This is a genomic window from Streptomyces sp. NPDC059828 (assembly GCF_042731955.1).
Lineage (GTDB): Bacteria > Actinomycetota > Actinomycetes > Streptomycetales > Streptomycetaceae > Streptomyces.
The window spans coordinates 1-5,017 of sequence record NZ_JBHWIW010000097.1 but is presented as its reverse complement, the minus strand read 5'-3'; the positions used below and the strand labels follow the sequence as shown (position 1 = coordinate 5,017).

Sequence of the window (5,017 nt, the reverse complement as noted above, 5' to 3'; positions counted from 1 at the left end):
TCAAGGCGAAGCTGGCCGGCATGGGCCTGGCCCTCAAGGACAGCCCGCCCGGATTCGACCCGACCGCCGCCGCGGACGCCTTCGGCGCCGACGACAGTGCGGACGCGGGCTTCGTGGAGACCGAGCAGTACTGAGGTGCACCGGTTGCGGGGAGCCAGGGAAGGTCGGCATCAGCGTTGAGCACCGGCCTACCGCACCCGGCTCCTCGTAGAGCCACTGGCGGAGGAAGAGCAGACGCCCCAGCCCTCCGGGCCTGATCAAGGCGGCGAAGGCGGCCGCCATCTCTGCCGGGACGCAGTACTGGCCATGTATCCCGGGGAACGCAGCAGGGCCGGTCTTCCATGATGGAAGACCGGCCCTGTCCTCGTATTTCCGCTGTCGAGGTGGGGGGATTTGAACCCACGACCGCTTAGGCCCTGGAAGATTGCCCCACCTGCGTCTCATGCCAAAGGCACAGGTCAGAGCGTTGGGCTGCGTCGGTCTCCGTTGGCGCTTGAGGAGTCGATTTCAAAATCATCTCCAGGGTTTCTCCCTGAGCGTGAGCCTGGGCCTCGGAGGTAGATCCTTCCGCGCTGGCTCGGAACAGTGATGTAGAGCTGCCGGAGACCGTGCAGAGCAGGCTCACCTCGTCGCAGGCGCTCACACCGTTGATCAGGTGAATGCCCGTCATCACAGCTGGCCCCACACCGCCGCTCAGGGGTTCTTGCCTGAAGGCATGGCGTGCGTGAGGGGTGGCTCTCGCACTCCTTCGAGGCGCGCGGCTCACTTGCTCGTCAAGATCACACACTTCTGTTGTCACGCCCACCGGCACATGCTGAACTAGCCCTGGGTGGCCGAGGAAAGGGCTGGCACATGACTGCGGTGCTCAGCACGGGGTGGGACAGCGTACGGCAGCGGGCCAGGCTCAGCGCCCAGGCGCCCGGGGGCGGTGCCCCGGCAGAGCGGCTGACCGCGCTCGGGCGGGCAGAGCTGCTTGGGCGGCTGCGCTGGGAAGTCATCCAGGGCGGCTCTCTGTTCCTGAGCTATCCCCAACTGCTCGATGGAGCCGTCTCGCGGCGCTCCGGCCCGCCGCGCTCCTCGACGAGCTGGCGATTCGGGCGATCGGCGGTGGTGCGGTGCTGCCGATCCGGGTGAACTCCCGGAACGCGGACCTGGCCGGGCAGCTCATCGCGATGCTCTCGACCGGCTTTCTTTTCTCCTCCCTCCCGATACCCGACGAACAGTGCCTGCGACTCCAGCGGGAGCTGGCCGCCCACGGGGACAGCGAGGCTGCGGTCGCAGCCTTACCCGCGGAGAGCCCGGTCGGTATGGCGGACCGGCTGCTGGCGGCGACCGGTGTCCTCGACACTCCGTTGCGGCGGCGCACGGTCGCCCGTTGGGGTGACTGGCTGGAGGCCGCCGGGCGCGGACTGCTGGAGGTCAGTCCCCTGGTGCCGGCCGACTATGCCGCCGCGTACGCGATGCGGCCCCCGCCGCGCCCGGAGGACACGGCCAGTGAGGACGGCCGGGCGGTGCTCACTGCCTGGACCAGCGGGGAGTTCGACGTGAACGGCCTGCCCCACCGCAGTCGCCTGTACGAGAGCCTTGACTCTTTGCTGCGTTCCGGTGACCCCGCGGCGCAGGCGGACGCACAGATGCTGCGCGAGTCCTTCGACGAGACGTACTACCGGGCGATTGCGGCGAGCGAAGGTTGCCTGCTCGGGATGCCCTCACCCCGACGCGGCGTCCGACGTCGGGAGGCAGCGATGCTGAGGGAGCAGACACCGGTCGTGGCCTATCCGACCCGGTTCGAGCTGAGGCTCGGCATGATGAGCGGGGAGCAATGGCAGCGTTACACCGATGACGCGGCCGACGCCCTCACCGGATGGTGGCAGCGGCACGATCTCGTCGCGCTGCAGGAGGTGGGCGACCTGCTCGGGGCGCGTACGAAGGAGCCACCGCCCGGTGGCTTGGACGAGGCGCCGGTGACCCGTCTCCAGCGGTTCGTACAGACCACACGTGGGGTCACGGCTCAGGTGGCTGCGGGTGGTGGGATGGGCCTGGTGACCAGCCTGCTCGCGGAGGGGACAGCCGCAGGGTTCGCGGGTGGCGCAGGCGGAGCGCTGGGTGATGGTCCGCCAGTGGCGACCGACCGTTGGCAGGTGGGCCTGGGAACTGCCGCGAGGCTTCGGCGAGACCGATCCTGCCTGGGACGCGATGCGCGAACTGGTCGAGGAGACGGGACTGGTGGGCTCCGCAGCGGCTGTAGTCGCGTACCTGGACGTCGACTCCGGCATGCTGGAGAACGAGGTTGCCGTTGTCGAGGTCGCGGTTCAGGGTGACGCCCCACTGTGCCCGGCTCGGTCGGCGACGCTGAGATCGCTGCCGCGCGCTGGTGGACTCCGGGCGAAATCGCGAAGGCGATCCGTACGGGAGAGCTGCGGGATGCCTTCACGCTGGCCGCGCTCGGGGTATCCACCGCGACCCGCGGCTAGGCAGGGCGGGGTGGGCGGCAGCCTGGCGGGCGCGCGCTGAACCTCGGTGGCTACTGGCGCGGCCGGTACTCGCTCGCGCTGGCCAAGTACGCAACGATGCGCGACGTTAATGGTGATGCCATTCGCTTCCGGACCAAGGCAGCAGCGAAGAGGCGAAGCTCCTGGCAGTAACGAAGAAGGCCGCTCCCGAGCAGATCACGTTCGCTGCCTGGCTTGTGACAAGATCGCGAGATGCTGCGACTCACCGATTTCATTATCGACTGCCCGGACACGATGAAGCTGGCGGCTTTCTACTCCGAGATGACGGGCCGTCCGATCAAGGAAGGCAGCTCCGAGGACTGGGCCGGCGTCCAGTTCGGCGAGATCGAGCTGGCATTCATCCGGGTGGAGGACTACCGCGCTCCACAGTGGCCCGACAGTGAGCACCCCAAGCAGTTCCACCTCGACTTCGAAGTGGACGAGATCGAGTCCGAGCAACGCCGCGTCCTCGACCTCGGCGCGACGCTGAGGCAGGACTTCATCGGCCCCAACGGCTATGGCTGGCAGGTCTACACCGACCCGATCGGCCACCCCTTCTGCCTGTGCCGCAACAAGGGCGTCATCTGGACCGACCAGGGCCCGATCTGGCCCAAGCGCGACTAATTAGCCGCCTCACTTCCTCACCCACCACTCTCCCCAGCTCCCATCCCGTCCCCCCGTCTGCTCGGCTTCGCACCTGGGTCGACGGTGGACGTGATGGGAGCTCTTGCCCCCCGGCTCCGTTGGGCTGTGCCGGTCTCCGTTGGTGCTTCAGGGACCTAGTCTCAAGACCATCTCCAGGATTTCTCCATGAACAGTGATGCAAAGCTGCTGGAGAGCGTGGAGACAGTGGAGAGCGGCATGGAAGGCGGCCGCGATCTCGCGTGCTTTCTCCTCGCTCTCGATCGCCCACATGGAGATGGAGCCAGGAGCCTTGTCGGCCTGCGTCACTGTGCCAGCGAGTGCCAGGTGAGCGCCGAGACGTTCGGTGACGAAGGACTCGAACTCCCGCCCGGTAAATCATGGGTGAATCGACTCGCGGCGGGGGTGCTGGGTCGCTATTGAATCGTCAGCTGATTTCTTCTCCGTCGGACGATCCCCTGCCCGTGTCGGTCATTCGGTGACTGTGTAGGAACTCGCTCCCGTCCCGGCGAGCCCACCGCCTTCGACGATTAGGTACTCCGGGCGGATGGGGCGCCCGTCGAACCAGCACTCCAGGATTTCCCGCGTACCGGCCGCGTAGCGCGTCTGTGCCGAAAGGGTCGATCCGGACACGTGCGGCGTCATCGCCTCGTAGGGCATGGTGCGCCAGGGATGGTCGGGCGGCGGCGGCTGCGGGTACCAGACGTCACCGGCGTAGCCGGCCAGTTGGCCGCTGTTGAGAGCCCGCACCACGGCGTCCCGGTTGACGATGAGCGCCCGTGCGGTGTTGACGATGTACGAGCCGCGCTTCATGGCCCCGATCAGCTCGTCGTCGAAGAGGTTCATCGTCTGTGGATGCAGCGGAGCGTGGATCGAGAGCACATCGACGGAGGAGGCCAGCGAACGGGCGTCGGGATGCCAGGTCAGCTCCAGCTCCTCCTCGACCTCCTTGGCCAGCCGGTGCACGTCGCAGTAGTGCAGCGTGACGCCGAACGGCTTGAGGCGGCGCAGTACCGCCTTGCCGATTCGGCCGGAGCCGAGGACGCCGACGTCCATGCCTTCGAGGTCGTAGGAGCGCGAGACGCTGTCGGCGATGTTCCAGCCCTTCTTGGTGGTCACCCACTCGTGAGCGGGCATGTAGTTGTGTACCAGGGTGAGAATCTGCATCACTGCGTGCTCCGACACACTGATGCTGTTGCTGAATGTCACCTCGGCCACGGTCATGCCGTGAGCGATGGCGCTCGGCAGGTCGACATGATCTGACCCGATCCCCGCGGTGATCGCGAGCCTGAGCCGGGAAGCCGCGGCGATGCGTTCGGGGGTCAGATAGGCGGGCCAGAACGGCTGCGAGACGACCACGTCGGTGTCGGGAAGCTCGCGGTCCAGGTCGGAGTCCGACCCCTCCTTGTCGCTCGTGACGACGAAGGTGTGACCCCGGTCCTCCAGAAACCGACGTAGTCCCAGTTCTCCCGAGACGCAGCCGAGGAGGTGCCCCGGGGTGAAATCGATGGCCTGTGGGGTCGGCGCGGTCTGACCGCCCGGATAGCCGGTGATGGTGGGAATCTCGCCGCGGGCGTAGTCGGGGGGATATCCGCCCACGGGGTCCGGATAGAGCACCGCAAGGATTTTTGCCATGGCCGTCCTCCATCGATGGGGCCACTGCTCCGGTGATGGTGGAGCACCGGTAAATCCACCGAACGCCGACGATCTTGAATCCTATCGAGTGTGCGTCGGCGCTGCATCCCCAGGGATAATGGGGGAGGCCTTCCGGCGAATGGGGATGCGGCTATTTCAGTGATTCCCAATCAGGTTTGTCAAGGGCGTCGGTAGCGGACGGTGACCGCGCTATGCCGCTGCAAGGCCGCGTTGAGGTGGCTCGGCGG

General features: G+C 67.0%; 5 protein-coding genes and 1 pseudogene. 5 read left to right on the top strand and 1 reads right to left on the bottom strand.

What is annotated here, in order from left to right; genetic code table 11:
• The 5 genes and pseudogenes from ACFV6V_RS30965 to ACFV6V_RS30945 all read left to right on the top strand — a co-directional run.
• A pseudogene (locus tag ACFV6V_RS30965) lies at positions 1-134 on the top strand (DNA-directed RNA polymerase subunit alpha); the annotation flags it as partial.
• Between the two features lie 718 nt (positions 135-852).
• Positions 853-1,134 (top strand): hypothetical protein, encoded by a 282-nt coding sequence (locus ACFV6V_RS30960; protein ID WP_385571163.1) that lies wholly within the window; start codon positions 853-855, stop codon positions 1,132-1,134.
• Positions 1,131-2,321, top strand: a complete 1,191-nt coding sequence (locus ACFV6V_RS30955; RefSeq protein ID WP_385571162.1) for a hypothetical protein — start codon at positions 1,131-1,133, stop codon at positions 2,319-2,321. The genes ACFV6V_RS30960 and ACFV6V_RS30955 overlap by 4 nt, the downstream gene beginning before the upstream one ends.
• A gap of 384 nt (positions 2,322-2,705) precedes the next feature.
• A complete protein-coding gene (locus ACFV6V_RS30950; protein ID WP_385571161.1) occupies positions 2,706-3,116 on the top strand; it encodes a VOC family protein in 411 nt (136 codons plus the stop codon).
• A gap of 186 nt (positions 3,117-3,302) precedes the next feature.
• Positions 3,303-3,557: a hypothetical protein gene (locus ACFV6V_RS30945; protein WP_385571160.1), complete on the top strand. Its 255-nt coding sequence runs from the start codon at positions 3,303-3,305 to the stop codon at positions 3,555-3,557.
• Positions 3,558-3,605: 48 nt separating this feature from the next.
• On the opposite strand, the gene ACFV6V_RS30940 is transcribed toward ACFV6V_RS30945, so the two are convergent.
• The gene (locus tag ACFV6V_RS30940) at positions 3,606-4,769 is read right to left on the bottom strand and encodes an NAD-dependent formate dehydrogenase (RefSeq protein WP_385571159.1); all 1,164 of its coding nucleotides are present in this window, start codon (positions 4,767-4,769) and stop codon (positions 3,606-3,608) included.
• Positions 4,770-5,017: the final 248 nt, after the last annotated feature.